Source organism: Microcoleus sp. FACHB-1515 (genome assembly GCF_014696105.1).
In the GTDB taxonomy this organism is placed as follows: domain Bacteria; phylum Cyanobacteriota; class Cyanobacteriia; order Elainellales; family Elainellaceae; genus JAAUTJ01.
On record NZ_JACJPO010000020.1, the window covers coordinates 73,193 to 99,891 of the forward strand.

Here is a 26,699-nt window from a genome sequence, read left to right on the forward strand (position 1 = left end):
AGGTGAATTCAATGATTGCAACTTTAACTAAACCGCGTGACGTGCAGATTTTGCCGATCGCCCCTGAAACAACGATTGTGCGATCGCGCAGTTGGAATCGTTTGCGCTTCGAGATTGAATATGCTTTAGAGCGTGGCACAACCGCGAATTCATTTGTGATTTCTGCTGAACAAAAAGCGATTATTGATCCGCCGGGAGAATCGTTTACTGAAGTTTATTTGAATGCACTAAAGCAGCGGTTTAATCTCGATCGCGTCCGCTATGTGATCTTGGGTCACGTCAACCCAAACCGAGCGGAAACCTTGAAGGCGATGTTAGAAATTATGCCGAACATCACCTTTGTTTGCTCGAATCCGGGAGCGATCGCTCTTCGCAACGCCATCCCCGATCAGCCGCTCAAAATAATTGTTATGCGCGGCAGTTCCGACGAAGTTCTCGACTTAGGAAACGGCCACCAACTGCAATTTATTCCCGTCCCAACGCCGCGCTATCCAGACAGCCTTTGCACCTACGATCCCAAAACGCAAATTCTTTACACCGACAAACTTTACGGGGCGCATATCTGCGGCGATCAAGTCTTCGATGAAGGCTGGACATCGCTCAAAGACGATCGCCGCTACTACTACGACTGCCTGATGGCTCCGCACGCAAGGCAGGTATCGAGCGCGATCGAAAAGCTCACCGACTACCCTGCCCGCTTCTACGCCCCCGGACACGGTCCGCTTGTCCGCTACGGATTAACCGAATTAACGCAGTCGTATCGAGATTGGAGTCAGGCGCAGCGATCGCAAGACCAAACCGTTGCCCTTTTGTACGCTTCGGCTTACGGCAATACGACCGCACTGGCGCAGGCGATCGCTCGCGGCATCACCAAGGCTGGCGTTGCAGTGGAATCGATTAACTGTGAAGTGACGGAACCGAGCGAAATTCAAGCGATCGTCGAGAAGTGCAGCGGTTTCATCATCGGCTCTCCGACTTTGGGCGGGCACGCACCGACGCCGATCCAAACCGCTTTAGGAATTTTGCTTTCGTCCGTTCCAACCGATAAACCTGCGGGCGTGTTCGGCTCGTTTGGCTGGAGCGGTGAGGCGATCGATCTGCTCGAAAGTAAACTGAAAGACGCCGGATATCGTTTTGAATTCGAGCCGATTCGCGTCAAATTTAAGCCAACCGAGCTAACATTAAAAGCCTGCGAAGAAGCCGGAACCGATTTCGCTCAAGCCCTGAAAAAAGCGAAAAAAGTTCGCACGCCGCGCCAGCCTGCAACGAGTCTTGAACAGGCGGTTGGTCGTATCGTTGGTTCTCTCTGCATCGTTACAATTAAACAGGGTGAAGTGAGCGGGGCAATGTTGGCTTCGTGGGTATCTCAAGCTACGTTTACGCCGCCCGGAATTACGATCGCCATTGCCAAAGATCGCGCGATCGAATCGCTGATGTATCCCGGACACACGTTCGTTCTTAACATTCTTGAAGAAGGAAAACATCTCGGCCTGATGAAGCATTTCCTCAAGCCATTTGCGCCCGGTGAAGACCGTTTTGCCAACGTTGAAACCGAAACGGCAAACAATGATTCGCCCATTCTTAAAGACGCTTTGGCCTATCTCGAATGCTGTGTGCAAACGCGAATGGAATGCGGCGATCACTGGGTGATCTACGCGACGATCGATCGCGGCCAGGTTCTCAATGCTGAAGGCAAAACCGCGATTCACCACCGCAAATCGGGTAGCCATTACTAGAGATGACAGGGATTTTCTGTTCTCAATTTGAGCCTTCTGATAATCGATCCCGATTGAATTGAGAACGAAACTTTTAGGGGGTGCAAAGACCGTGCCTCATCACACCCTGCATTGCCAACGTGGAAGAATCGTCATCCTCAAGGAAACGCTCTGGACTGACTTGATTTAGTTGACCAGCACTTCACCCTTGAGCATCCGGCCTGCCGCATCCAGCAGCGACTCTTCCAGGTAAGGCTTGGTGAAATAGCCTTTTGCACCGAGTTGAACCGCCATCTGACGGTGGCGATCGGCTCCGCGTGAAGTCAGCATTGCGATCGGCAGATGGTTGAGATTCGGGTCTTTCTGAATGCGCGAGAGCAGTTCCAGTCCATCCATACGCGGCATTTCGATGTCGCAGAAGACCAGATCGCACGGCAGACCCGATCGCAGCTTTTCCCAAGCTTCTTGACCATCGCGAGCTTGCTCAACCCGATAGCCGACTTTGTTAAACGTCATCGACAGCAGTTCGCGCACGGTAATCGAGTCATCTACGATTAGCACAGTTGGTTCGGCCTTGGTCGCGGGTGGCTCGATCGGCGATTGGCCGTCGGCTTTTTCCCACAGCGAGCTTCCAGGTTCGCGGCGGATGCGGCCTTGCGACAGGTCAATGAGTTCCAGCACATCAGCGATCGGCATGATGTGGCCGTCACCCAACACAGTCGCTCCTGCCACACCAACAGGCTTGGGAACCGGACCTTCAAGCTGTTTGATCACGATTTCCTGCTCGCCCAACACCTGATCGACTTGCAGGGCGAGGAAGCTGCCAGCATTGCTGCGTAGAACGACGACCGAGACGATATCTTCATCCTGATTGCCGCCGTAAACGCTGCCTCGTCCAAGATTGCGGCTGTAGCGCAGCAGGTCGGCCAAAGGTTGGAACGGCAGCAGCGTATCGCGCCACTGAATGCAAGCGCGGCCTTCCGAATCGGTTTGTACTTGCTCTCTTGGCACGTCAAACATATCCTCCACGCCGTCCATTGGGAAGGCGATGCGGGCACGATTGCTGATGCAGCACAACGCTTTTGAGATGCTCAGCGTCAGCGGCAGGCGAATCGTGAAAGTTGTGCCACGTCCGATCGTAGAGTCGATGTTCACCGTTCCGCGCACTTCGTTGAGGCTCGTGCGGACGACATCCATGCCAACGCCGCGCCCCGCAAAGTCATCAGCGCGATCGCGCGTGCTAAATCCGTGCAGGAACAGCAGATCATACACATCCAGCCGCGTCATCTCTCTCGCTTCGGCAGGCGTGATCAGGTTTTTCTCGATCGCCTTGCGCTTCACGGCTTCTGGATCGATTCCCGCACCATCATCTGTGACAGAAATGACGGTTTGGTTGCCTTGATGAAAGGCGCGAATTGTAATGCGTCCGGTCGGCGGCTTTCCGGCAGCTTGGCGATCGGCAGGCGTTTCGATGCCGTGCGTAATCGCATTGTTGACCAAATGCGTCATCGGGTCATAAAGCTGCTCCAAGATCATTTTGTCGATTAGAGTTTCCTTGCCTTCAACCACCAGTTCCGCCTGCTTGCCGCACTTGAGCGAAATATCGCGGACGGCACGAGGCAGACGAGCCGCAGTTTGGTCGAAAGGAACCATGCGCGATCGCGTCAGCCCTTCTTGTAGCTGCGTTGTCACCTGGCGGAACATGCGGGTAATCTGATCGCTTTCGTCCACCATGCGATCGATGTCCGAAGCGGATTCGCGCACGCGCACGATCAGCTCGATCATCTCTTGCGACAGCGTGTGAAATCCTGTAAAGCGATCCATTTCCAGCGCATCAAAGCTCATTCCGGTCGAGTGGCTGGCGGGAGCGGGCACTCCACCTTGTGAAAGCTGGTAGCTGCGGCGGCTAGAGAGCAGCGAACTTTCCAGCAGCGATCGCTCATACAGATCGCGCATTCGCTGACCAACATCGCTAAGCTGCTGCACCTGATACACGAGATTGTCAAGAAACTGCCGGACGCGCTCTTGCGTCTGCTCCAAGCTGTTGCGGTTGACGACCAGTTCCCCGACCAGGTTGTTGAGATTGTCGAGGTTTTTAACTGAAACCCGCATGTTTTGGTCTTTGAGGACACCGGGCGATCGCTTCTTCGGTGTCAGTGACGGTCGCCGCACACCTCGTTCGCTCGGCGAGCCGCCCAAGGTTTGATCGGCATTTTCCAGCAGCTTTTCGAGATCATCAAATTCGTTGGTTTGGGCAGCAGGTGCGTCGCTCAGCAGCACATCCAAGCTGGCAAATTCCTCATCTGTGTCTTCTGCAAATCCTGAAATTGCGTCCTGTTCAATTGAGAAGCCAGAGATGATCGCAGGTTCCGTTTCCGGTTCTAGCAGAGCGGCAAGATCTGCAAAATCATCTGTGCTGCTTGCCGAATCATCGATCGGCGAATCGAGCATTGCTTCGAGGTCGGCAAAATCTTCTGGCTCAGCGGATGCTTCAGCGATTGAGTCATCTGCAAGCAGCATATCAAACTCAGCTTCACCGGGCTGCGCTGTCAGCAGATCATCCAAATCGTTGATTTCGGCTGATGGTGGGGCGAGATCCAAATCGAAAGCGGCGTCAAAGTCGTCCGGCGCGATCGCAATCTCCTCAGCAGTGGGTTCAGGCGTTTCGATCGCTTCGGACATCAGCAGCGCATCGAGATCTGCCAAGGCAGCATCTTGATCGGCTAGCGTGAGGTCAGGCGTTTCGGCTTCTGCGCTCAGCAGCAGATCTAAAGCATCTGCATCGATCGATTCTGTCGGCGCAGCTTCCTCCAGCGCAAACAGATCGTCAAGATTGTCTGAAGCCAACGCATCCGTAGTTTGCTCGTTGGATGGCGCGATCGCCTCTTCCATCAAGGCCGCATCGAGGTCGAACGGTTCAATTTCCTCGACGGATGATTCGATCGCACCAAGGTCAAACACGATCGCTTCATCCGCAGGCGGCAGGTCAAACAGTTCTTCGGGTGACAGTTCTTCGGCTGAGACGGCTGCGTTTTCGGACTCAAGCATATTGAGGTCAAATTCTAATTCCGAATCGGCCATTTGGTCAGCTTGCAGTGGCATGACCGGATCGATTGCTTCAACCGGGGGCAGATCAGTGAGTGACTGCTCGGCCTGATCAGAGGCATCTGCCACATCCAGGTCAAGCGCCAAGAGCGCATCTTCTAGAGATCTGTCAGTTTCGATCGCGTCCAGCAGTTCTCGATCGATTGGTACATCAGCACTCAGATCAGATTCATTCAGATTAAACAGCGGCGTTTCAGAATCCTCTGCGGCCAAGCCAAACAGATCGTCGGTGGCGATCGCGTCAGATGCTTCTGCCGTGAGATCAAATCGATCGTCTATGTCGTCGGTGGCGATCGCATTTGATTCTGTTGATTCTGCGCTCAAGCCAAACAGATCGTCGGTGGCGATCGATTCGGCGCTATCTGCGGCGGCTAAATTGAAGAAGTCATCTTCCAATTCGACTTCCGGCGGCTCTAACAGCACTAAGTCGTTGGACTCTTCAGATTCGGCGCGATCGGCTGAGGTTAGATTAGACAGGTCAGTGGCGGTCAAATCCGATTCTGGCTGTTCCAACAAATCAAATTCATCTGAGGAATCGTCTGCTGCGATTTGGTTCAGGAAATCGGCGTCCAAGGCGGATTCCGCAGACTGTGGCAAATCAAAGGGTTCAGATTGTGCGCTGTCTGCGGTCAGGTTAAACAGGTCAGCCTCGATCGAGTCCGACTGCTCAAACCGCAAGTTCGATTCATCCGCTGCTGAATCAGCCTGCATCAAGTCAAACAGATCGGCGTCGATCGAGCTGGAATCTTCTGAATCCAGCAAATCGAAATCGCTTGATTCGGTCGGCTCCGCAGGTTCAAGCGACAAATCTAGCTCGATCGATGCAGGTTCCTCTCGCAGGAAATCAAAGTCACTGGCTTCTGATCCAGCCGTTTCAGCGGGCGTCAGCAAATCTGCAAGAACGGCGTCGGCTGCGATCGCAGCATCAGAATCATCGACAAACAAAGCATCGAGACTGGCATCTTCTAGCAAGGGTGCATCGATCGCGCCTGCATTCGGCAGGAAGATGACTTCATCCAAGCTTCCGGTCGCTTCTGGTTCCAAGGCTGGTGCGTCCGAGTCGCCCAGCAGATCATTCAGGTCAAACGGCTGCTCTGCGATCGCCTCCTCGGTAGATGTGAGTTGATCGAAATTGAGCAGGTCATCCGTCGATTCAGTGGTTGGCGTCAGTTCAAGGCCTAGGTCATCAGTGGCGATCGAGTCATCACCAGACCGATCAAAGCCCAACGCTTCGATATCAACCGAGTCGGCGTCAGCAGGCAGTTCGGCAAACAGGTCAGCGGACAGCTCAGGCGCAGACGGTTCTAAAGACACGGCATCATCAAACGCGGCTACTTCTCCCAGCGACAAGCTGCTGCTGTCCCACAAATCGCTCGTCAGCTCTGCATCTTGCCAGGGAGCATCAGCGGCAGCAAGTTCCGGCGGGTCGCTTGCGGCGATGCCATCTAGCATTACATCGAGATCAGCATCCGATGACTCGGCAGCATCGCCAGCAGGCAGAGCAAATGGATCGTCAAGATCGATCGATTCAGCAGACGCATCCGCATCGAGATCCAACCCAGCAAACGCATCGCCAAACGTCGGTTCGCCTTCTGGTTCACCTTCTACAGCAAACAGTCCATCCGCATCATCACCAAACAGATCGTCAAGCGCAGCCGCATCGCTGCTGTCAGGCGCTTCGGCTTCGATGTCGGCAAACAAACCGTTGAGATCGCCGAGTGCTTCCGGGCGTGCAGGCTCGATCGCATCGGTAAACGCGAGTCCCGATAAATCTAATTCTGCTTCTCCAGCAGGCGCGGCAAACAGATCAAACGACAAATCTTCCGAGTCTGATTCAGAATCGTCAGTGCTGCTCAGTAAGCCAGAGAGGTCTTCATCTTCGGCTGGAATCGTTGTCGGCTCAGACTGGTCAAATAGCAGGTCAGAAAAATCGCTGCTGCTGTCGAGATCGAGTGATTCGGCTGCGCCGTTTTCATCGCCAATCACTTCTTCTTGCCAGCTCAAGCCTAAGTCAGGCAGTTCGCCTTCAAACAGATCGGCAAGGCTGTTGAGTTCTGACAATCCGACTTCGGGGCCTGTTTGAGAAGCGCTGCTGCCAAGGCTGTCAAAGTTGTCGGCGAGGTCGGCTACGCCATTCGTGCGGTCGTCTGCGGCGGCGAACCAGTCTGTTGCTGCTTCATCCACAGGCAGCAGGTCGCTAGAATCGGGCAGCGGCTCAAAGTCAAACAGCGGCGCAGACATTGCGGCTTCGTCGGGCGTGAGCAGGTCGAGCAGATCCGGTTCCGCACTGACGACAGGCACAAGTCCTTGCAGATCAGCACTCGGCTGAATCTCGATCGCTCGTCCGCCCAAAACCAATTCATACGCTTGCTTGATGTCTTTGATCAAAACAGGCGCAAGAGAGCGGTAGCTGTTGTCGGTATGTGCGATCGCCTGCTGTGCCAAGGCAATCAGTTCGCTCCACTGCGGCAGGCTAAAGCGTTCACCCAAGCGACCGAGCGATCGACAAATTTCTTGAAGCTGTTCGCGAGTAGCCGCAGTATCAGCTTGTTTGAACTGGGCGAGCATTTCGCGCAGACGGGCGGGTACTTCGCGGCTAAAAGCAGCGGCAGGCGTTTCAACCGTCGGAGCAGTCGGCGGCAGAAGCTGCACATCGTCAGGAGGCGTGCTACCGCTTTGACGAACGAGATTGCTCAGGTGCTGATTCAGTTGCGCGAAGACAGGTTCGGCTTCGGTCATGACTGCGGCGGCTTTATCTTCCGTCAGGCCGAACGGCCCCTGCAATTGCTCTAGTAGTTCTTGCAGTGAGTCAAACACGCGCAGCAGTAGCGTTTCAAGCTTCTGGTCAACTTGAATGGGGCATTCCTTGAGAACTTTGAAGTAGTCTTCAAGGCGATGCGCCGTGTGCTGAATGCTGTCAAGGCCAAGCATCGCCGCACCCCCTTTGACCGAGTGTGCAGCTCGAAAAACTTCGCTCACCATTTCCGAATCGGCGATCGTTGCTTGAAGATTCAGCAGTCCCTGCTCGATCGTGTTGAGGTGATCTTTGGCTTCTTCAATGAAGTAGCCCATGATCCGCTGTTGTTGTTCCGACAGCATAGGTCTTCCTCTGAATTCAGCAACCGTTTATGGCCTAGCAAAGCAGCAAGTCGATCGAAGTGAAACCGGACAGATCGAGTGTTTGCACAGCTTTGATTCAATGTACCCAATTCTATGAAAATCGTCTGCAACATTGATGTGTCAGGGATTGCGATTCTCTCTCGAAGTTGGATAGTGATCGTTGGGATCAACGCGGAAGCGCTCCACTGAAGTTTGCAGATCGCGAGCTACGCCGACCAGATTTTGCAGCGAACCCGACACGCGCTGAGCTTCTTGCGACGTTTCTTGCGCCGTCAGCTCAACCGACTGCATCACCTGGGCGACCGCTCGCGAGGTTTCAGTTTGCTCGACGGTATCAGCGGTAATCGATCGCACCAGCACGTCAATTCGATTCGAGACTTGAATGATATCTTCAAGCGATCGCTTCGCTTGCTCTGCCAGTCGTGTCCCTTCGATCACCTGCTGCGTGCCTTCTTCCATTGCGGTCATGACAGAGCCAGTTTCGCTTTGGATTTGCAGCACGATCTGCTCGATTTCTTTCGAGGCTTTAGCAGCTCGGTCTGCCAACTGGCGCACTTCATCGGCTACGATCGCAAATCCGCGTCCGGCTTCTCCGGCTCTGGCCGCTTCGATGCTGGCGTTGAGGGCGAGCAGGTTCGTGCGCGAAGCGATTTGCGAAATCAAGGCGACAATCTTGGAGATTTCCTGCGACGATTCGGCCAGTCGCTTCACCTTGCGCGTCGTTTCAGCAACGGTTTCGCGGATTTCGAGAATACCAGACACCGTGCGTTCGACTGCTTCGCCGCCCTTCAGAGCGGTAGCCGAAGCGGAACGAGCAACTTCTTCAGCTTCGCGGGCGCTTTCGGCCACACGCTGAATTGAGTCGGTCATCACCTGCACCGAGTTGAGCGTGACGGCGAGTTCTTCGGCTTGGCGCAGCGCATCGGAGGAAAGCGATCGAGCAAAAATCTCGTTTTCAGCCGAGCCTTTGTTCACCTGTCGAGCGGCAATTTTCACCTGCTGCACAATTTCGCGCAGGTTTTGAATCGTTAAGTTAAACGAGTCAGCAACGGCTCCGAGTACGTCTGCGGTCACTTCGGCCTGCACGGTCAAGTCGCCTCTGGCTGCGCCTTCTACATCATCCAGCAGGCGAATCACCTGCCGCTGAAGGTCTTCCTTGGCTTGCTCTTGCTCTTCGGCTTTGCGCTGCGCTTCGCTCGTGGTTGTCAGGACAACTCGCGCCATCTGATTGAAGCCGTTAGAGAGTTGGCCGAATTCGTCTTGCGAATAAACGGTGGCGCGTGTGCCGAAATTGCCTTGCGTCACAGCGTCGAATTGCGACTGAAGGTCGTCTGCCGTGCGCTTGATTTGACGGGTGGCAACGCCGCTGAGCGCCAGAGCAGTTCCAAATCCAGCGAGTCCTGAAGCGACGCTGACGGGAAGCCCGGTGCGCCAAAATTGCGAAACGACGACTTCGCGGTTTTGGGAAGGAGCCGTTACTGTTAAGGCAAATCCAGCAGCAGCAGCGGCGATCGTCGCAGCGACTCCGGTAATTCCAGCTACCCACCAGTTCTTCTGACTCAGCGGTGCATTTTCAAGGAAAGCGAGCGATCCTTGCTCAACGTTGACATCCGGTTCAACGCTGCGACTGTCGGACTGAGCAAAGGTCGGCAGCGAATCGTTCGTTCCGGAGATGCTGAAAATTTCTTCTTCACGAACGAGCGATGAATCTCCACTATCGCCCACCGTAAAGCCGAAATCGCTGGTCATGCTGGGCGGAATTGAGCCGCTGGCATAAGGTGAGCCGATCGACGGGCTGGTAAATCCAGCAGAATTCTCCGACATATCAAAGTCGGGCAGGCTGCCTAGATCGTCGAATTCGTCAAACTCATCGAGAAAATCAATGTTGCTTCCGGCTGTGGGTGCACCGTGATCGATCGGAGCTTCTTCGCTGGTGTCGAAGTCATTTTCGCTAAAGCCGCTAGCAAAGCCATTTGATGAAGCGAGCGTGCGATCGTCTGCCTCGTCATAGCTGCCAAAATCTGCATCGCCCAAGCTGGCCGATTCTGCCGCTATATGGTAATCGTCGTTCATCATGAACAGCGTTTCGTCTTCGGTCGATCGCGCTGGAGATGGAGTCGGTTCTTCGATCGGTGGCTCGAAGCTGGCCGCATCAAAATCAAAATCGGAGCCAAACGGATCGTCGGCATCGGCAAACGCATCGGTTGCAGGTTCAGCCGGAGCAAACGGATCGGCGTAAGCTTGTGGTCGCTGATCCACAGGCGGCATCTGGATGTATGACTCTACTGGCGACTCCGACGGATCAAGGTCAAAGCTGGCGAAGTCAAATTCTTCACTGTCATCGGCGGGAACATCTTGCCAGTTAGCGGATGAATCGAAGATCGCATCGTCTTCGGCAAGGCCATCCGCATCAAAGTCAGCGATCGCCCCGTTTCCTTCCCCAGAAGCTTCTGCTACAGTAAACTGGCTGGCATATTCCAAGCCGTTGTTGGCGTAATCGATAAATTCTTGGTCGGCAGTCAAGCTCAATACCGCTTCATATTGCTCTTTGGCAACGCCATATTGCTGAAGGCCATAGCAGTAGACATGTCCGCGCAGAAGCCGCACGTTCGGGTCGGACGGGTGTTCTTCGGCCAAGCGATCGACAATTTGCGCCGCCTGTTCGTAGTTGCCCTGCATGTAAGCGCGTTCGGCCTGCTGATAGTCTTGTGCGTACTGTGTGCTAGATCCCATTTGCCTTACTCCTGACCGTGATCCGATTACTGCTCGCTCAATTGTTGCTGCTGTCTATGCTGCCCAGCGTGCCGATCGCAAAATTGCAATTTGATCGAGCAGCCTTAAGAACCGATTGCGATCGCCATCGATCGACCATTCACCGTGTAAAAAAGGAGCCATGCTGTCGGGAACGTTGGTTGGCATCTGCATTTCTTCAACGTCAAGCCAGTCCATGTCCACAATTCGGTCAACCGCTAAGCCTAGCATAGCGTCTTGCTCTTCGATGGCAATCACTGGAATATCCGGGCGATCGGTGCTCAGCGGCGTGGGATCGCCCAAAAATTGACCCAGATCGGCCACCCAGATAACGCGACCGCGCACGTTGAGCGTTCCCAGCAGCAAAGGTGAAACGTTGGGAATCGGCGTGATGCGATCGGGCGGAGAAGAAATGACCTCGCGAATTCCCGTTGCGGGCAGGGCAAATTCATCACCAGACGGCACATAAAAGCGCAAATGTAGCTCACCTTCGGGGCTTTCAAGTTCTTGAAATTCCGGGGCTTGGTCTTGGCCTGTGCCAGTGAGAAAATCAGGATTGCCGATCATAGAAGTTGTCTTTCCCTTTTCGCTAGCCTCGCAGCAGTTGTTTCACTGTGCCGACGAGTTCGGTGGGCTGAAACGGTTTGGCGATGTAGGCATCTGCACCTTGCTTCATGCCCCAGTAGCGATCGAATTCTTCGCCTTTGGAGGAACACATTACCACAGGAACATTCTGTGTCTTCGGATCGGCCTTTAATCGGCGGCAAACTTCGTAGCCGTTCATGCGCGGCATGACAATGTCCAAGACGACCAAATCCGGACGGCGACCTTGGATTTGCTCTAGTGCTTCAACGCCGTCGCTGGCAGCGGTAACGGTTAAGCCGCTGGCCTTGAGCAGGTCGGTAATCATCTCCCGCTGCGTCACACTATCTTCAACGACTAGAACGGTACTCATCGTGCTTAACCTTTGCCGATCGCAATTTTCAAGAATGGAAGCGCTTATCTCCTAGAATGTACCCTGATGACAGGCAAAAACTAAAACAAAAGCGCTAAGCGATCCATCGTAGCCAGAGAAATTGCGGACTTCTCATCTGAATAGACTGCATCCAAACGTTTTCTTCAACTTTGCAGTGTAAAAAAACTTTATCAATTGAACTGCTTTAATTGTGGCTTAGGAAAGTTGAATTCTGACAAATTGAGGCGATCGCGCCGATCAAAATTCACGCTTTTCGTAAAATCAAATTGTGCTTTGAGAAAAGGCGGCTAGGAAGTCGAAGCAGCTTCGTCAATTTCAAGCTCTAATTCGGCGGCTAAATGATGACTGAGCGACTGCAATTTTTGCGGCTGTCCAACGCCGACATATTTCTCAACCAGCATTCGCAGTTCGCTTTCACCAAACGGCTTGGTGAGATAGTCGGTTGCTCCGACCATGCGGGCTTTGACGCGATCGATAAATCCATCTCGTCCGGTCAGCATCACGATCGGTGTTTGCCGAAAGGCCGTTGATTTCCGCAACATTGCACAGATTTCGTAGCCATCTAGTTCCGGCATTGAGATATCGCACAAAATCAAATCTGGCTTCAGTTGAAACACAAGGCTGAGCGCTTCGAGCGGATTGGCGATCGTGGTTGCCTCGTAACCGTGCTGATGCAAAATTTCTTCGACCGCCTGCCGCACCGTTGCCGAATCTTCGATGCAAACAACATGCGGAATTTTGTCAGCGAACGTGAAATCGGGTAGGGCGATCGACGGACGATACACTAATTGCACCCAACCTTGCTGCACATAAGGATAAATGGCGCGAGCGACAGTGAGAATATCGCGACCCAGATAGCGAGCAATCTGACGAATTGAGGTTTTGCCGTCTACCCACTGTTCCAGCGTTTTGAAGGTGCTCTCGCGCAGAGTCGATCGCAACTGTTGCGGGTCGGTCAGAACCGGACACTGATCTGGCGTTTGAATGTGCGGATGAAACTGCTTCCACTCCTGCACCTGCTTGATGATGCTGGTTGTGAGCGGATTGATTTCTAGCGTCGTCAACTGCGGCGAAAGGGCAGGACTGACTTCAAAGATGAATGAGCCTTGATGCAGCGTGAACAAATCAAAGAGCGTTTCGCGCACCAAGCTTTGAATGATGCTGCGGCCTTGGGCGGGAGTGAGCGTGTGATTTTCGAGCAGTGCCCACAGGTAGCCGTATTCCGGAGCGTTGAAGGTGGCGATCGCACTCACACCAATTGAATCGATCGCCGATTCGCGCTTGTAGCGCCGCAGATGATCGCGCAGGCGACCGAGGTTGCCGCGACTGTCGCCAGCATAAATGATGCGTCCGTTAAGGAAGAAGACGAACCAGGATTGATCGATCGCGGTGCGTCGCTTGAGAGATAAAAGAGTTTCACTGGCAGGGTAAGCTTCGACAAACAGTTCTCCGGTGCGCTGACCTAGCTCGACCAGTTGCAGAATGCTTCGGATGTCAATTTCGTTTAGCTTGCCCTGCATGGTGGCGTGAATGCGCTCCTGAGAAGAACTGGCACCGGATCGATCGATGGAGGTTAACTGGTGCGAGGCGAGGTTAATGGCTCGATGGTAGCAATCGAGTAAATCTAAATTGAGTTCTGATTTACAACTATAACCTTGTCTTGCGGTTGTGCAGGAGAATTCAGGGTTTTCGCCAAGTTGGGAAAAGCTGAAGGTTACAAGGATCGATTTCTGCGGACAGCGCTTCGCGATTCCTACGGACAGCGCTCCGCGATCGCCTTTGGGATTACTTTTGATTTCCGAGTTAGTGGAGGCTAGGGTGTGTTTTCAAACCTCCTGGTGGTTAGATTGCTCGACTGAGATCCCCCTGTCCCCTTGAGAACCCGGACTTTGAGGATGACTCCCTCCTTGCTAAGGAGGGTTGGGGAGGATCAAGCGGTTTTGAAACACGGCCTAGGGGCAACGCCCTTCCTGTAGCCCTCTAACCCTGATCTAGGGTTTCCCCTGAAACTCCCAAAGGTCACACATACGGGCGCGAATGTGGTCTTTGCATGGGTGATTCGTCTGCGACTTGAGTGTTGCTCGCTTTCCCGCTGGGCGATCGCTTCTTATTGAAAGAATTACAGTTGACGGATTCGGATTCGATCGATTTTGCGATCTTGAAGTTACTATTAATCTACTTGTCTGTTGAAGCATTAGCGTGAAAAATTGCTGTGCTGATGAAGTGTTTTCAACCGAGCGAGCAGCAAAATTGGGAATACTCTGTTTCAATGGGGCATAGATGGCGAAGAGGAAAGCAGCGTGCTGTATTTAGCCGAAGTACAGAGAAAAACAAGAGTGATTGGCGGTGGACGAGCAGAATTGAAGCTGCTTGCCTGTCAGCGCAATGAGCAAAGCTGGAGCGCTGTTCCTGCTGAGGAGCCGACGGTTCCTGCCCCGGATGATGCCATGTACAATGCTGGGGCATTGGTGATGGTGGAAATTAGCGGGGCGCGACAGGTGCAGCGGCACTCGGAAGCGGGTCGGCAACTGGTCAGCATTCTGCAAAATTTTTCGCGGCTGCAAGAGAAATTTAAGACGCAGGAAGAAGAAATTGAGCAGTGGAAGGAGTCGCTGACCTACCAAAGTCAGGAACTCAATCGCCGCGAGATGGAGATGGAAGCTCGCGAAGAACAAATTCAGCAGATGGAGGAAGACTTTGAGAAGCTAGAGCAGCAAAAGCAAGAGTTTGAAACGTTTCGGGCTGAAACCGAGCAGATGCGAGCAGAGTTTGAGCGCAAAAGCCAAGAGCTTGAAGGCGCATGGGCACATCTGCAAGGCGAAATGAATCGCTTTGAGGAAAAGGCAGCCAGTGCCGGATTGAACGCAGAACAAGCGCAGCAGCTTCAAGCCATTATCGATCGCCTTTCTGCCGCCGCCCCCACCGCCGCCGTTCGCGAACAGCTTGATCAGGCATTCGCCATCCTGACGCAGCAGCAAGAAACGCTGAACTATCACTGGCACAATCTAGAGCAGCAGCGCAATTCTGCCCACGAGTTGCAGGCAACCGTCGATCGCCAAGCGCAAGAACTGCTCGATCGCAAACAGCAGTGGCAGCAGCAGCAAGCGGCGATCGCGCAAAGCCGCATTGATCTTTCGGTGAAGCAAAGCCTGCAATCGATCGAGCAGCAACAGGCACAAACCATCAGCGCTCAACTGCAAACGCACGAATCGCTTCAGCAGCAAATTCGCACTTTGGCTGAGTCGGCAGGCGTGAGAGTCGGTCCCAAAGTTGATGTTGAGGCGATCGAGCAAAAATCGATCCAGGAACTGCAAGCCGCCGTCCAAGAGCTTCAGCGCGATTTTGAAAAAAGCTCGAAGTTTGTGCAGGGACAAGAGGAAGAATTGACGCTGCAAAAGCAAACGGTCGATGAACTGCGAGCCAAACTTCAGCAAAGCGGCAACGATCGAGCGGCGATCGAAGCGGAACTGCGCGACGAGCAAGACCGCTACAAAATGCTGGATCAAACCTTGATCGGTCAGCGACGCAATCTGCACGAGCGCGAAGAAGTGCTGCATCAGCATCAGGTCGTTCTCGCTCGCAAGCAAGGTCTCCCAGAGCCAGAAGCAAAAACCGGATCAGAGTTTGACGGCGTTGCCAATCAGCTTGAATTCCTTCGGCAGCAGCAGGCGCAAACGCTGCAAATGCTGGAAGTCCAAATTCAGCAGCGGCAAACGGAGATCGATCAGGCTCAGGGCGCGATCGATCAGCAAGTCCGCGATCACGAAAACGAACAGCGGGCGATCGAAGAATTCGAGCAGCAGTGGCAAGCCCAAAAGTCCAGTGCAGCCGAACTCTGGGGCAAGGTGAATGCCTACCAGGACACGCTTCAGCCCATGCAAGACAGCCTCAACGGTCTGCGCGAAAAGCTCGAAGCTGTTTCGGGACTGACGCATCAGTTTCAGGAAGTGGGCGACCAGCAGCAGCAGGCGATCGCAGAAATTCAACAGCACCTCCAAGGCGCAACTCCGGAATTTGCCGCACACTAGCGCTCTAGCACAATCCAGTCGGCTTCGACGCGAGCGATCGCACCACCCGGAAACGGATCGGTCTGCGATCGATTTGGTGCATCAATCAGCATCAGCAGCTTTTCGATTTGCTCAAAGTTGGGCGCAGTTGGCAGTAATTCGGCTAGCCAGCGTTTGAAGAGGCGACGCTGAAGCGCAACAGGGGCAGTGGCGATCGATCGGCGGTTCACTCGGCTTGAATCTACGATTTGCGGCCACAACGCATCAACCGCAGATTCGAGAAATTCGACATCGGCGCGGAGCAGTTCGGCAGTTTGGGCGAGGGCGCGATCGACCTGCGGATTAAAGTGCTGCTGAAGATACGGCAAAAGCTCTTGGCGAATCCGATTGCGGGCATAGTGGCGATCGAAATTCGTGCAATCTTCCCACACGGGCAATTTTTGCGCCAGACAAAACTCGGCAGTTTCCGATCGCGTCACGTTCAGCAGCGGACGCACCAGCCAGCGATCGCCCAGTTTCCGCTTCCAGGTTAAAGCTTGCAGTCCGTCCATGCCGCTGCCGCGTACCAAGTTATAAAGCAGCGTTTCGGCGCGATCGCTCTGCGTATGTCCAGTTACGACCGCTGAATAGTCGTGCTGCTGAGCAATTTCGGTCAGGACGCTGTAGCGCCAATCGCGGGCGGCAGCTTCGCTCTGTTGCGCTTCAGTTGCGATCGCCCCGTAGAAAGGAAGCTGGTAGGTTTGAGCGATCGCCTGCACATGATGGGCGTTCGCGTCACTGTCCGATCGCCACCGATGATTACAGTGGGCAATTCCCAGTTGCCAGTGCCAGTGCGATCGCAAATCGATCAAAAGCCGCAGCAAACACAGCGAATCTTGCCCGCCCGAAACCGCAATCAGCAGCTTTTCACCAGTGGGAAGCAGTTGCCGCTGATGGAGCGATCGATGCAGGCGAGCGTGCAAGTCCGTCCAGTCGCCGTGCATCTGATTTAGTAGTCGCTGATGAAGTCTTCGGGATCGTCTTCGTCGAGAAAGCGATCGTCAGGCTGCACATAGATTTCTCGCATTGGGCGTTCACGTCGTCCTTCGTTGAGCAACTTCGGCGGCGGGGCAGGGCAAAACTCCAGGCGAATGCGGACTCGTCCGCGCTGCCAGCCCTGATTGCCAAACCGCAAGGCTTCGCAGTCCAATCCGTCGCGAAACCAGTCTTCTTGCTCGTCTGACCAGTCAGGTTCGCGATCGCTCACCAGTTGCGCCAAGGCATCGAGAAATTCTCCCACCTTAAACGTGGGATTGTTCATCAACACGCGCCCCGCATTGACGAACAGCACTTCGTCAGGGTTGAGGACTCGAAACTCAAAATCGTCGTTCATCATTGTGGCCGCTTGTCAGGTGTTACCAAGCTAACAATAAACCGATCGCAAGCGAGCTGAGTGCAGCAGACTATCCTAGACTCGATGAACTTTAGAAATAAGAGCATTGGGGAGGGTTGTGCTATTTCTCACTCCCCAATGCTCTTATTTCAATCGAAAACTTCAGGACACTCATCTAGCAAAGCGCCAGCCAATTCCTGATTCCAGCGAGTGCTGCCAACTGCTTGCCGAAACTCCTGCGCTCTAGCAGCACCGTAGCGACTGACCAAATCTTCTTGATAGGCTCTAACACCTTCTGGAAGGGCAATGTCGTGGATTACGCCATTTCTTCGGGCTTGACAGTAGCTCCTCACAAAAACAATCAAGCTTGGATCAACCCGGACTGGACGATTGGCGATAAACGAAGGCGTAGCAGCGATCGAGGGATTCGCAGCAGGTTGAGCAACCGCAGCACTGGCAGCAGGCCGATTCACAACAGCAGATTGAACCGGACGACGAGGTGGAGGGCTGATTGCTTGCAGTGCGGCGGCTTCGCGTGGGGCAGCGGCGATCGCGGCAGCACAATTCGGATCACCGCTGTGATCGAACACGGCATTGCTGGCTCGATAGTTCTCAAGCTGATTGCGAAAGGTGACAAGCTGCTGACGCTGCTGAGGAGTCGTTTGCTCAGAGCCGATCAGCAGACGCACAAAACTCAGGGCTTCAGTCCAGTTGTTCAAACAGACGGCGCGATTGAGTTGGTGTTGATACTGGTTTGCAGTTTGAGCGTGAGCAGATGGCGCGATCGCACTCAACAAAACCGTTGAGGCCAGCACCCAAGAAGCGAATTTCATACGAAGTGACAAAAATCATCTCGCTTATGATTCCCAAGTGGAAGTGGGCGATCGTGACCGCGAAATCAAGATTCAATAAAGCAAAGCGGCCAGTAATTTACTGACCGCCTGCAAATTACTTGGAATGCTTCATTTAGAAGAACCAGCCGTAGCTGTGTAGTCCTTTTCCCAACAGATTCACGCCCAAGTAGCAGACCCAGACGACGACAAAACCCGTTGCCGCCAAAATTGCCGGACGGCGACCCTGCCAGCCGCGAGTGATGCGGGCATGAAGATAAGCGGCAAAGACCAGCCAGGTAATTAGCGCCCAAGTTTCCTTCGGATCCCAACTCCAATAGGAACCCCAAGCTTCGTTTGCCCAAACTGCGCCAGCAATAATGCCGATCGTCAACAAGGGAAAGCCCAGCCCGATCGTCCGGTAGCTGACGTTATCAAGCGTATCGGCCAAGCTGAGACGTTGAGGTGAAAGCGGTGGAGCAGTCGCAACCGAAGTTAAAACCGCTGTACTGCCGCTGTCGATGCTCAAGGCCGCAGGTTCGATCGCCTCGCGATCGCCTTTCCGCAGTCGATAGCCGCCCGTGCCGATCGAGCTTCCTTGCAGTTCCACCGCCTGTCCGCGTGTGACGATTAGGAAGGCGATCGCCAGCAGTGCCCCGACCAGCAGAGCCGCATAGCTCAGCAGCATGACGCTGACATGCATCATCAGCCAGTTGGACTTGAGGGCGGGAACGAGCGGTTCCGAGTGCTGCATTTGGGCGGGCAGCGAGAGCGTCGAGAAGGCGGCGATCGCCATTGCAACCGGAGCCGTGATTGCCCCGACCAAACGGCTGCGGCTCATGTTCTCCACAACGAGGTGAACTGCGGTGATGCCCCAAGCGAGGAAAAATAAAGATTCGTAAAGATTGCTCAGCGGAAAGTATCCAGCTTCCAGCCAGCGTGCGCCGAGCAGGGCAGCGATGCACAGGTTGGCGATCGCCATGCCCGTTGTGCCCAAGGTTGCCAGCGTTGGAATGTTGGGAAACGCCACGCCGCCCCAGTAAATCAGCATGGTGACAAACAGAACGGCGAACGAGGCGTTATCCAGCCAGTTCTGAAGTGTGACCAGATCCATGCAGTCTCTCCAGCTTAAAAAATGTTTCAACCAGACTCATAATTCTATCCTATCGAGTCTTGACGCTTTTGCCGAAGATTGAAGGTGGGGAAGCGATCGCCCTACTTCAATTCAACTTGCTGCACAAAATCCAGCACGATCGAAGTGAATTTTTCGGGATACCAAAGTCCCCATTCGTGATAGCCTTCCTCAACCGTAACTAAGGTTGAATGTGGAATCAGCGCAGCCATTTCACGACCGGAATCGAGCGGCATTGTTAAATCTTTTTCTGACCAAAGCAGCAGGCAAGGTGCTTTGATTAAAGGCAAAAGCGGCCTCAAATCTTTTTCTAAAGACAGCAGCAAAGCCTGAATCACGTTTCCCGTATTAAACAGCAAGTTTTGCGAAAAAACTTGGGGAATATCCACAAGCTGGAGTTTCAGTTTGGGCAGCGAGATTTGCGCGGTCATTTCGATCGCCCGCACAGGTATAATTTCAGGAAAGGTAACTTTTGGAACTCCGGTACTGCCAACTAAAACTAAGCTTTTGACGCGATCGACTGCGATCGAATTGATCGCAATCGAAATGCCACCCCCGATCGAATGTCCAACCAAATGCACCTGTTCTAAATTCAAGGCATCTAGAAAGGAAACTAATAGTTTGGCGTAGGTGTCGTAGTCGGAAATCAAATTAGGATAGTTCGATCGCGCAAAGCTCGGCAGATCGGGCGCAATGACGCAGTGCTGCTGAGCAATTAGTTCTAAAATCTCTTGATAGGGTTCGGTCGAAATGCCCCAGCCGTGCAAAAACAAAATTGGCGTTGAAGCAGAATGGGTTCCGCCTTGTTTATAGAAGATGCGGCAGTTGGGAAGAGTAATTTGGCGATCGATTAGCGTAGATTTCAAGTTTTGAAACTCCATCGGAAGTGAGATAAGTTTTAAGCAATGTGAAGCTGCTGTGTATAGGATAAAACACTTGCTTTCGTTTGCCACTCCCGCAGTCGATGGAAACTGGTAGCCATTGCTGCAAAATCACCTGAAAAACTGTTTTCAGCTTGTCTGTTTCGCATGGGGAAATCCGCTAGGCTATTTGGCTGCGATCGCATGACAAGGAGTTTTCAAAAATGGTGGTTAAAGTTGGCATTAATGGCTTTGGGCGAATTGGCCGCTTGGTGTTTCGCGCTGGCGTGAAGCATCCCGATATTCAGATTGTGGGAATCAATGACCTCGTGCCGCCGGATAATTTGGCGTATCTGCTCAAGTATGACTCGACGCATGGCCGCTATAACGGTGCGATCGAAGCGAAAGACGATGGCATTTTGATCGATGGCGAGTTTGTGCCCTGTGTGGCGATGCGGAATCCGGCTGAACTGCCTTGGGACAAGCTGGGCGCAGACTATGTGGTGGAATCGACCGGATTGTTTACTGATTATGCGGGCGCGGCGAATCATTTGACGGCGGGCGCGAAGCGGGTGATCATCTCTGCACCGACGAGAGATCCGGACAAAGTGCCGACGCTGCTAATCGGTGTGAATGCGGACAAGTTTAATCCTGACACGGATGCGATCGTCTCGAATGCAAGCTGCACGACGAATTGCCTTGCGCCGATCGCCAAAGTGATTCACGATAATTTTGGCTTGGCGGAAGGTCTGATGACGACGGTTCATGCGACAACGGCGACGCAGCCGACTGTCGATGGCCCCAGCAAAAAAGATTGGCGCGGCGGACGGGGAGCGGGACAAAATATCATTCCGGCTTCGACAGGCGCAGCAAAAGCGGTAACGCTGGTTTTGCCGGAGTTGAAGGGGAAGCTGACGGGGATGGCGTTTCGCGTGCCGACGCCGGATGTTTCCGTTGTGGATTTGACGTTTCGGACGGAGCGATCGACCAGCTATGCGGAAATCTGCGCGGCGATGCAGCAGGCGGCAACAGGATCAATGGCCGGAATTTTAGGCTACACCGATGAGGAAGTGGTGTCGAGCGATTTTACGACGGATGCGCGATCGAGCATTTTCGATGCGAAGGCAGGGATCGAACTCAATCCGAATTTCTTTAAGGTGGTGGCCTGGTATGACAATGAGTGGGGATATTCCTGTCGGGTCGTCGATTTGATGTTGACGATGGCGAAGCGGGAAGGGTTGGTGTAGGGCGATCGGATTTCTTGAGGTGAATCGAGCGATTGCTTGGAATCTTGATTGTTAATTGAGGCGCAAGGCATCGCTGACGGCTTGGAGGACGCGCTGGGTGACGCGGTTGGGCAGATCTTCGGCGGAGATTGGGATGCGAACATCGGCAAGGGCATAAAGGGGCGATCGCTCGGCATAAAGCGCTGAAAGTCGCTCCTGTAAATCGTCGGTTTGCAAAAGCGGGCGTGTTGTGTTGCCTTGCAGTCGGGTGTAGAGGACGTTGATGGGAACGTCGAGCCAAATCACAACGCCGTGATGCAGGTAGCCCCAGTTTTTGCGATCGAGAACGACGCCGCCACCTGTGGCAATCACCGATCGCGGATAGCTGGCTAGTTCACCCAGCACTTGCGTTTCGATTTGGCGAAATTCTGATTCGCCGGACTGGGCAAAAATTTCGCTGACTGTTTGGCCTGCGGCTCGTTCGATCACCGTGTCGCTGTCGAAAAAACGGTAGTTGGTTTGCTTGGCAACCAACCGCCCGATCGTGGATTTGCCTGCACCCATCATGCCGATGAGGTAGAGGTTGGTTCCTTTGAGGCGGGAGTTAAGCGAGGTTTCAGCGTTTTTGCCGTTTAAGAAATCGGAGAAGTCTGCCATTAGGTCGGTTGGGTTGCGATCGCGTCTTTGCTTCGTTTTTGCGATCGTTTGCGTCATTGAGCGCTGCAATGCGCTCCGTTTTGTCATTCTGCCAGATAATCGCAGCTACCAGTCGTCGCGGTTCGATCGCCGTAGAGAATCGGTTTCGTCCTCGTCTTCATCAAATCCCCAGTCTTCATCATCGTCAGCGGCAGGCGCAGGCGGAACAATCATGCGCTCTTTTGACTCGTCGATCGATTTTTCGTTGGGGCGATTTTGTTCGGACGGTTCGCGATCGACTTTTGGGTCATCTTCACCGCGATAGCTGTAGGAATAAACGGTTCCCGATCGATACTGCGATTTGGGCGTTTGCTGCACTTCCACGATCGGGCGCTGGGGTTCGGGCGGGGCGAGTGGCTCCGGTTCTGGCTCTTCTTCCCAGTCGTCCCACACTTCCCGCTCTGGCTCGGTGTAAGGCGGTTGCGGATATTCGTTGCGGTAGTCTGGTTCAATGTAGTCTGGGTCTCGGTACTCCGGCTCGCGATCGTCCGGCTCAGTGTAGTTTGGTTCCGAATAGGCTGGCTCGGTGTACGGCGGTTCATCCGGTTCCTCTAGCGGACGATAGGCCGGACGATAAACTTTGTATTCAGCGTCATACACGGGCGGCTCATCATTGCCGAAATTCGGTACAGGATCGGGTTCGCGATAGAACTCAGGTTCCTCCTCCGGAAAATTCCCCTCTCGCTCCTCCGATCGATCCTCGTCGGTAAAGCGATACTCGATACGCTCGACGCGATCCGGTTCTCGATCGCGCATCCGAAAATCAACAGGTGGCCGATCTTCCACCGATCGATAGCGCTGTTCTTCTCGACTGCTGCTGGCTACCGGAGCGTCCCAATCGTCCCAAACTTCTCGCGGCTGCGGTTCCCAGTCGTCATCCGACTGAATTCGGGTGCGCGGTGAATCCGCCACGCCATACGGCACGTCTCTTGGATCCACGTCTCTTGGATCAATGCCGCGATCGGGGTCGGGCGGAAACGGCTTCGATCGCCCCTTGCGCTTTGACGGACGGGGAGCCGCCGTAAATGCCGTGATCCGAAACAGCGCAGAAATTGCGATCGTGGTAATTGCTCCGGCGGCGATCGCGCCCATCATCCAAAACGCCAGCGGAATTGCCTGCGTTGGCACCCCCAAAATCACCAGCGGCAAAGCAGGTGTCCAGTTCTGAATGACAAACAGCACCAGTCCGCAAACGATGACCAGAAGCAGCAAAGAACGAAGGGAAGACATAGGATTTGGGGCGAGTTCTGCTAGCTCTAAGATAAACTGCGGCGATCGCAACGATCGAAAAGTCCCGTTTCTTGGGGAAGAACCACAGCCGATCGTTGCCGTTCCGTCTCGACTCAAATTCTAGGACTGATGTATTGGCAGCCGGAAATTAATTTCCAAAGCTCAAGTCCCAAAACCGACTGAGAGCGCTAAACCAACTCATTTGAATGGGTTTGCGCCTTCAGCCGGAAATTGATTTCACGGCTTTTTCCGTGTCCTGAAATTTGTACCCGCCAGTGCGATCGATCCAACCATTTTGCTTGCAGTCGTCACGACCGTAACGACTGATCGATGCGTGCGCTACTCTTCCCGCAAATGCCCCTGCCAGCGGCGCAGCGGCACACAATCAATATCGAACTGATCGAGGGCACGGGCAACGACAAAATCGACTAGGTCTTCGATCGATTGGGGATTGTGATACCAAGCGGGAATCGCAGGTACAATTTTCGCTCCTGCTTCGGCTAAGGTCGTGAGATTGCGGAGGTGAATCAGGCTGAACGGCGTTTCACGAGGGACAAGGACAAGCTTGCGGCCTTCTTTAAGCTGCACGTCAGCAGCACGTTCCAGCAGGTCGGAACTGAGGCCAGCGGCAAGTTTACCGACCGTACTCATGCTGCACGGCATAATTACCATGCCGACTGTGCGATATGAACCGCTAGCGATGTTTGCGCCTACGTCGCCCCAAGGATGACAGCGCAGCTTGCCCGCCGACTCGACGCCGCACTGCTGTCGCCAAAATTGCGCTTGCGCTTCGGGTTCAAGGGGCATTCGGATATTCGTTTCTGCCTGCCACACCATGAAGGCGGATTTCGAGGCGACCAGTTCGATCGCCCAGTCTGCTGCCAGCAGAAACTTCAGCGCTCGCACCGCATAGATTAAGCCGGATGCTCCGGTGATGCCAAGAATCAAAGGTCGATTAGACACGCCAAGCTAGAGTTGCGTAACATATCTTAATCATACGCTTCGTCCGGCTGATCGTCTTCGATCGCCTCAACATCAACAGCAACCGTTTCTTCGCTGTCTAGCTCATCGGGCGAAAGGTGCTCGACTCCGTTGAAGCCGTTACCATCCTCTAGGTCATCGTCGGTCGCCTCGCTGCCGCCACCAACTGCCACTAAATCGATTTGCTGACGGTAGTAATCGACGCTCTTGACTTGCACTTCGACGCGATCGCCCAACCGATACTGCTTGCGGTTTTTGCGTCCGACGAGCTTTTGCTGGCGCGATCGATATTCGTACCAGTCATCTTTGAGCGACGAGACGTGAACTAAGCCCTCGACCAGCAGTTCCTCGATCTCGACAAAGAAGCCATAAGACTGCACTCCGGTAATCAATCCGTGAAACACTTCTCCGGTGTGCTGCTGCATGAATTCGGCTTTCTTCAAGCCTTCCAGGTCGGCCTCGGCTTCTTGCGACAGCTTTTCGCGCTCGCTGAGGTGAACGGCCACCAAATTCAGATGTTCTTCTAGTTCCGACTGAACTTCGGTGGGCAAAACGCCCCAGTTAATTTTGCCGTGACAAGAACTGTGACGGAGATTGACGCGCTCTTTGACGCGGCTGGAGCGGCGATCGCGTCCATGCTCAAACACGGCATGAAGGACGCGATGCACCAGCAAATCCGGGTAGCGACGCAAAGGCGAGGTGAAATGCGTATAGCCCTGCTCCAAAGCCAGCCCGAAGTGAACGCCCGGAGTGGTCGAGTAAACCGCAGGCTTGAAGGTGGAAAGCAGCAAATAGGTCAGCACTTTCTCTTCGCTCGACTGAGCAAACTGTTCGGTGAGTCGCTGATAGTCGCGCGGCTGCACGCGGTCTTCTTCTTCGAGATGCGCGTCGATGCCCATGTTGCTCACCAGCTTCAGCAATTCCTGCACGTCGCTGGGGTCGGGGACGCGATGGACGCGATAGATCGCGGGAACCTGAAGCGCGATTAGATGCGAGGCGACAAGCTGGTTGGCAAGCAGCATAAGTTCCGTGACGATCGACCTGGCCGGAAGCAACGACGACACGACCATCGCACCCAACGCGCCTTCATCGTCGTACTGAAACTTAGTGGACATATAGCGGCTCAGTTCCGGATTGTTTTCTTCCGGGAACACTTTTTCCGGCAAATTGAGTTCAAATGCGCCGCGCAAATGCCGCTGGTCACGCGCCGCCTGCGAAAGGGCAAACAGGCGATCGAGCATTTCAAACACCGAACCGAATTCTTGCAACTCTTCGATCGCAGGCAGCGGATAGGCCGGAGTTACAGCGACTTCGGGCGGATGTTCGCGCTGCAAAATCACCTGAACTTGCTGATAGTTCAAGCGATAATCGACGCGGATCACACTCGGCTGAATCTCAAACTCTTGCACTTCGGCCTTTTCATTCAGCGTCACCAAAACCGAAATCGCCAAGCGGTCTTGTCCCCCTGCGAGGGCACAGCGATCGTGCAAGGGTTCCGGCAGCATCCGGATCACCTGATCGTCGAGGTAAACGGACGTGCCGCGCTTTTGCGCTTCGATGTCAAGCGGCGATCGCGGCTGCACATACTGCGACACATCGGCAATGTGAATGCCAACGCGCCACAAATTATTTTCTAGCGCTTCGAGCGTGAGCGCATCATCGATCGCGGGGCCTGTGGGTGTGGCGGGACCGTCGATCGTCACGGTTGGCAGTTGACGCAAATCCAATCGGTTTTTCAGGTCAGCTTCCTGCATCGGCGAAAGCGCTTCTGCCGCTTCGATCACAGGGGAAGGAAACTGGCGCGGCAAATCGTGCTTGCAAATCACAATATCGATATCAGAAGCGGCCTGAGCGTCCGTTCCCAACACCTGCGCGATCCGACCGACCGGGGGATACTGGCCGAGCGGATAGCGAACGATTTCGACATGCACAAGCTGATCAACGGCATCTTCTGGTTTGTGGCCGTTGGATTTCAGGTCAAGCTCAAACAGCAAGCGATCGTCTAGGGGAACGGCTCGAAAGCCTTCTTCGGTTTGCTTGACGCGAGCCAAAACGGAATTGTTAGCTCGTTCCAAAATCAGGCGGACGGCTCCTTCGGGGCTGCGGCGGCGGCTGCCTTCTTTGGTGACTTTGATCAAGACGCGATCGCCATTCCAAGCGGTATTTAACTGACTTTCGCGCACGTAGATATCTTCTGCGCCTTCGCCGTCTTGAATCGCAAAGCAAAAGCCTTTACTGGAGCAGCGCAGCTTGCCTTCGACGACATCTTCTTCGTGGACGCGCCGATATTTGCCGCGCTCTTTGACTAGAATGCCAATTTTTTCGAGCGCATCTAAGGCAATTTGTAGTCTGCGGATGCAAGCGGGATTTTCGCAGTTTAATTTCTTTTCCAGCGCTTTGGGAGCAACAAGTTTGTCTTCGGTGAAGTTAGCGAGGAGTGTGGCGATCGAGAAGTCCATGTAGCGATAAATCCTTAAACTGTCCTGCGGTGAATGCGAATGGTGCGAGGCGTGATCGAATCGTTTGTCAAGCTTGCCGTTGCGATCGAGTAATCGATGAGATTGCGCTGCTGCAAGCCCTAAAACCGTTTGCTTTACGCGAGGCTGCAACTGAATCGCCGCCTGCGGTGATGACGTGCTGCCGATCGATGCGCCATATTTTAGAATGCGACCGCTTCCAACAAATTCAGGAAGCAAAT

17 protein-coding genes are annotated in these 26,699 nt (G+C 53.9%); 3 read left to right on the forward strand and 14 right to left on the reverse strand.

Annotation, left to right across the window (positions count from 1 at the left end):
• The first annotated feature begins 11 nt into the window (after window positions 1–11).
• Window positions 12–1,736, forward strand: coding sequence for a diflavin flavoprotein (locus tag H6F67_RS05940; RefSeq protein ID WP_190764864.1), 1,725 nt, complete (start codon window positions 12–14; stop codon window positions 1,734–1,736).
• Window positions 1,737–1,901: 165 nt separating this feature from the next.
• Here the strand turns inward: H6F67_RS05940 and H6F67_RS05945 are convergent, their stop codons facing one another.
• From H6F67_RS05945 to H6F67_RS05970, 5 genes are all read right to left on the reverse strand, one after another.
• Window positions 1,902–7,919, reverse strand: a complete 6,018-nt coding sequence (locus H6F67_RS05945; RefSeq protein WP_199304259.1) for a response regulator — start codon at window positions 7,917–7,919, stop codon at window positions 1,902–1,904.
• Window positions 7,920–8,060: 141 nt separating this feature from the next.
• Window positions 8,061–10,673 carry a methyl-accepting chemotaxis protein gene (locus H6F67_RS05955; protein WP_190764320.1) on the reverse strand — a complete coding sequence of 871 codons (2,613 nt, stop codon included), beginning with the start codon at window positions 10,671–10,673 and terminating at the stop codon, window positions 8,061–8,063.
• Window positions 10,674–10,727: 54 nt separating this feature from the next.
• Entirely contained in the window at window positions 10,728–11,258 is a 531-nt protein-coding gene (locus H6F67_RS05960) for a chemotaxis protein CheW (RefSeq protein WP_190764322.1), read from the reverse strand.
• A 22-nt stretch (window positions 11,259–11,280) separates the two neighbouring features.
• On the reverse strand, window positions 11,281–11,646 hold the full coding sequence (locus H6F67_RS05965) for a response regulator transcription factor (RefSeq protein ID WP_190764324.1): 366 nt from the start codon (window positions 11,644–11,646) through the stop codon (window positions 11,281–11,283).
• Between the two features lie 308 nt (window positions 11,647–11,954).
• Window positions 11,955–13,187 carry a response regulator gene (locus H6F67_RS05970; RefSeq protein ID WP_190764326.1) on the reverse strand — a complete coding sequence of 411 codons (1,233 nt, stop codon included), beginning with the start codon at window positions 13,185–13,187 and terminating at the stop codon, window positions 11,955–11,957.
• A gap of 780 nt (window positions 13,188–13,967) precedes the next feature.
• Between H6F67_RS05970 and hmpF the strand changes: the two genes are divergently transcribed.
• The gene (gene hmpF / locus H6F67_RS05975; RefSeq protein WP_190764327.1) at window positions 13,968–15,695 is read left to right on the forward strand and encodes a pilus motility taxis protein HmpF; all 1,728 of its coding nucleotides are present in this window, start codon (window positions 13,968–13,970) and stop codon (window positions 15,693–15,695) included.
• On the opposite strand, the gene tilS is transcribed toward hmpF, so the two are convergent.
• From tilS to H6F67_RS06000, 5 genes are all read right to left on the reverse strand, one after another.
• Window positions 15,692–16,657 carry a tRNA lysidine(34) synthetase TilS gene (gene tilS / locus H6F67_RS05980; protein WP_190764329.1) on the reverse strand — a complete coding sequence of 322 codons (966 nt, stop codon included), beginning with the start codon at window positions 16,655–16,657 and terminating at the stop codon, window positions 15,692–15,694. The two genes, hmpF and tilS, sit on opposite strands and share 4 nt — an antisense overlap.
• 5 nt (window positions 16,658–16,662) lie before the next feature.
• Complete coding sequence (locus tag H6F67_RS05985) at window positions 16,663–17,049, reverse strand: KGK domain-containing protein (protein WP_206753890.1); 387 nt, start codon at window positions 17,047–17,049, stop codon at window positions 16,663–16,665.
• Between the two features lie 146 nt (window positions 17,050–17,195).
• Window positions 17,196–17,879 carry a hypothetical protein gene (locus tag H6F67_RS05990; RefSeq protein ID WP_190764332.1) on the reverse strand — a complete coding sequence of 228 codons (684 nt, stop codon included), beginning with the start codon at window positions 17,877–17,879 and terminating at the stop codon, window positions 17,196–17,198.
• 133 nt (window positions 17,880–18,012) lie between these two features.
• Window positions 18,013–18,990, reverse strand: a complete 978-nt coding sequence (ccsB, locus tag H6F67_RS05995) for a c-type cytochrome biogenesis protein CcsB (protein WP_190764334.1) — start codon at window positions 18,988–18,990, stop codon at window positions 18,013–18,015.
• A gap of 101 nt (window positions 18,991–19,091) precedes the next feature.
• Window positions 19,092–19,874: an alpha/beta fold hydrolase gene (locus tag H6F67_RS06000; RefSeq protein WP_199304260.1), complete on the reverse strand. Its 783-nt coding sequence runs from the start codon at window positions 19,872–19,874 to the stop codon at window positions 19,092–19,094.
• 218 nt (window positions 19,875–20,092) lie between these two features.
• On the opposite strand from H6F67_RS06000, the gene gap reads away from it, so the two are divergent.
• Window positions 20,093–21,115: a type I glyceraldehyde-3-phosphate dehydrogenase gene (gene gap / locus H6F67_RS06005; protein WP_190764338.1), complete on the forward strand. Its 1,023-nt coding sequence runs from the start codon at window positions 20,093–20,095 to the stop codon at window positions 21,113–21,115.
• A gap of 51 nt (window positions 21,116–21,166) precedes the next feature.
• On the opposite strand, the gene H6F67_RS06010 is transcribed toward gap, so the two are convergent.
• The 4 genes from H6F67_RS06010 to H6F67_RS06025 form a co-directional block, all read right to left on the reverse strand.
• On the reverse strand, window positions 21,167–21,808 hold the full coding sequence (locus H6F67_RS06010; RefSeq protein ID WP_242020524.1) for a shikimate kinase: 642 nt from the start codon (window positions 21,806–21,808) through the stop codon (window positions 21,167–21,169).
• Between the two features lie 48 nt (window positions 21,809–21,856).
• Entirely contained in the window at window positions 21,857–23,020 is a 1,164-nt protein-coding gene (locus H6F67_RS06015; RefSeq protein WP_190764339.1) for a hypothetical protein, read from the reverse strand.
• 339 nt (window positions 23,021–23,359) lie between these two features.
• Window positions 23,360–23,983, reverse strand: a complete 624-nt coding sequence (locus H6F67_RS06020; protein WP_190764340.1) for a flavin prenyltransferase UbiX — start codon at window positions 23,981–23,983, stop codon at window positions 23,360–23,362.
• Between the two features lie 26 nt (window positions 23,984–24,009).
• Window positions 24,010–26,460 carry a ribonuclease R family protein gene (locus H6F67_RS06025; RefSeq protein WP_190764868.1) on the reverse strand — a complete coding sequence of 817 codons (2,451 nt, stop codon included), beginning with the start codon at window positions 26,458–26,460 and terminating at the stop codon, window positions 24,010–24,012.
• Window positions 26,461–26,699: the final 239 nt, after the last annotated feature.

What these genes read in the sequence shown, in the direction of transcription:
- H6F67_RS05985 (WP_206753890.1), bottom strand. Translation starts at nt 17,049, where the DNA reads ATGATGAACGACGATTTTGAGTTTCGAGTCCTCAACCCTGACGAAGTG.
- H6F67_RS05960 (WP_190764322.1), bottom strand. Translation starts at nt 11,258, where the DNA reads ATGATCGGCAATCCTGATTTTCTCACTGGCACAGGCCAAGACCAAGCC.
- H6F67_RS06025 (WP_190764868.1), bottom strand. Translation starts at nt 26,460, where the DNA reads ATGGACTTCTCGATCGCCACACTCCTCGCTAACTTCACCGAAGACAAA.
- H6F67_RS05945 (WP_199304259.1), bottom strand. Translation starts at nt 7,919, where the DNA reads ATGCTGTCGGAACAACAACAGCGGATCATGGGCTACTTCATTGAAGAA.
- H6F67_RS05940 (WP_190764864.1), top strand. Translation starts at nt 12, where the DNA reads ATGATTGCAACTTTAACTAAACCGCGTGACGTGCAGATTTTGCCGATC.
- H6F67_RS05990 (WP_190764332.1), bottom strand. Translation starts at nt 17,879, where the DNA reads ATGAAATTCGCTTCTTGGGTGCTGGCCTCAACGGTTTTGTTGAGTGCG.
- H6F67_RS06015 (WP_190764339.1), bottom strand. Translation starts at nt 23,020, where the DNA reads ATGTCTTCCCTTCGTTCTTTGCTGCTTCTGGTCATCGTTTGCGGACTG.
- ccsB (WP_190764334.1), bottom strand. Translation starts at nt 18,990, where the DNA reads ATGGATCTGGTCACACTTCAGAACTGGCTGGATAACGCCTCGTTCGCC.
- H6F67_RS05955 (WP_190764320.1), bottom strand. Translation starts at nt 10,673, where the DNA reads ATGGGATCTAGCACACAGTACGCACAAGACTATCAGCAGGCCGAACGC.
- H6F67_RS05965 (WP_190764324.1), bottom strand. Translation starts at nt 11,646, where the DNA reads ATGAGTACCGTTCTAGTCGTTGAAGATAGTGTGACGCAGCGGGAGATG.
- gap (WP_190764338.1), top strand. Translation starts at nt 20,093, where the DNA reads ATGGTGGTTAAAGTTGGCATTAATGGCTTTGGGCGAATTGGCCGCTTG.
- tilS (WP_190764329.1), bottom strand. Translation starts at nt 16,657, where the DNA reads ATGCACGGCGACTGGACGGACTTGCACGCTCGCCTGCATCGATCGCTC.
- H6F67_RS06010 (WP_242020524.1), bottom strand. Translation starts at nt 21,808, where the DNA reads ATGACGCAAACGATCGCAAAAACGAAGCAAAGACGCGATCGCAACCCA.
- H6F67_RS05970 (WP_190764326.1), bottom strand. Translation starts at nt 13,187, where the DNA reads ATGCAGGGCAAGCTAAACGAAATTGACATCCGAAGCATTCTGCAACTG.